This is a genomic window from Enterococcus sp. C76, assembly GCF_040886985.1.
In the GTDB taxonomy this organism is placed as follows: Bacteria; Bacillota; Bacilli; order Lactobacillales; family Enterococcaceae; genus Enterococcus_B; species Enterococcus_B lactis.
In genome coordinates this window covers 1-1,434 of sequence record NZ_JBFOEY010000029.1, presented here as the reverse complement: position 1 = coordinate 1,434, position 1,434 = coordinate 1, and the positions used below count along the sequence as shown (strand labels likewise).

At 35.9% G+C, this 1,434-nt stretch carries 3 protein-coding genes; all 3 read left to right on the top strand.

Features of this window, described 5'->3' with window-relative positions:
* Nucleotides 1-425: LPXTG cell wall anchor domain-containing protein (locus AB3I00_RS14515; RefSeq protein WP_368025600.1), on the top strand; the 425-nt coding region annotated here is incomplete at its 5' end.
* Between the two features lie 176 nt (nucleotides 426-601).
* Nucleotides 602-781, top strand: coding sequence for a hypothetical protein (locus tag AB3I00_RS14510; protein WP_368025599.1), 180 nt, complete (start codon nucleotides 602-604; stop codon nucleotides 779-781).
* Nucleotides 782-919: 138 nt separating this feature from the next.
* Complete coding sequence (locus AB3I00_RS14505; protein ID WP_368025598.1) at nucleotides 920-1,168, top strand: hypothetical protein; 249 nt, start codon at nucleotides 920-922, stop codon at nucleotides 1,166-1,168.
* Nucleotides 1,169-1,434: the final 266 nt, after the last annotated feature.

The following is a 1,434-nucleotide window of genomic DNA, read 5'->3' as shown; positions in this document are numbered from 1 at the left end:
ATCCTGGGAAATACGTGGTGACGTATACGAATGGGAGCATAAGTAAACAAGCAACGATCACAGTGGAGGAAAAACAAGCCCCAATCGCTCCTGATACAGATGGAAACATTTCGGGGAATCCTACGGATTCTCCAGAAAACCCAAGTTTAGACTGGCCAGTGGATCTGGGAACAACTGATTTTGGGGAATCTTCTTGGTTGCCGTTAGAACCAACGAATACAGGAGAATTCCCATTGGTTAGCTCGGAAGGAACCGATCTAACTCTACCAACGATCACTCCTATAGAAGAAAATGAATGGGAAAGAGACAGTGAAATATTTCCACAAACGGGTGAACAGAAAAACAACCTTTGGGTTGGCTTAGGGAGTGTATTTCTCTTTCTAGGCATAGGTGGTCTGTTTCTGCGAAAACATTCAAAACGTTAGTTACAGTGATTCCTTCTATTTATATAATAGAAGGAAGACGTTCATTTTATAAAATAGGAAGAAAATAAAAACAGACTAGACAGATAAACCAACAGATAGAGAGGTCAGAAACTTAAGAGAAACAGAGGAAACGACTTATAGAGGGCTATAAGCATTATGAAAATAAATTAAATAGATTGATCGATGTTCAGGAAATATTGCAAGAACTAGATAGAAATGGATTATTTGATCTTAGTGGTTATCGTTTGATTGATAGAGAAGAAAAGCTAACGGACAAGATCGAGAAGTATGAAAAAGAAGTAGAAGAAACTCAACAAAAAAATGCAAAAGAGAAGAGGAAGGAACACGAGATATAAATAACTGAAAACACTATATATTCCGAAAAGTGAATATTTCTATTCATAAAATAATCAACATATTTAAAAAATCTAATTAGCTTTTTTAGTCAAGCTAAAGTTCTTTATTCTATGATATAATGTTACTGTAGAAAGTTTGTGGCGGTTTGGCAAATCCAATTGAAGGAGCGTGGTGCCTATGGGCTTATTAGCTTATCGGACGTACTCTGTAGAAAGGAAATGCCTGATTTGTTCTCATTGGATCAAATCATTGCTATTATCGGAGCAGCAGCAGTAGTAATTACTGCTATAGCGAAAGCTAGTGATTCGGTTTTGGCATGGTTAAAGTTCAAAAAAGAACAAAAAAATAGAGCCGTCTCAACTTTTGGCGAAGTAGACGGGCTCTAAACCTGATCAAAAATGCCATCCGCTTTGAACGGACTACACATTAGGGGCTATGTTAGAGCATAGCTCCTTATTTACTTATAGTATAACGTAGATAGAGAAAAAAGAAAAGAAATAAAGGCTAGTTTTGTTTTGATAAAAGCTAACCTTTATTTTTTTGTTCACATTTTAAATATTTGAGAAAGAATTAAAGGAGGTGGTGTCGTTAGCAACGACTACAACTTGAAAACAGCTGTCTATTAAACTATCTCTTTTTATGTATCTTTTGG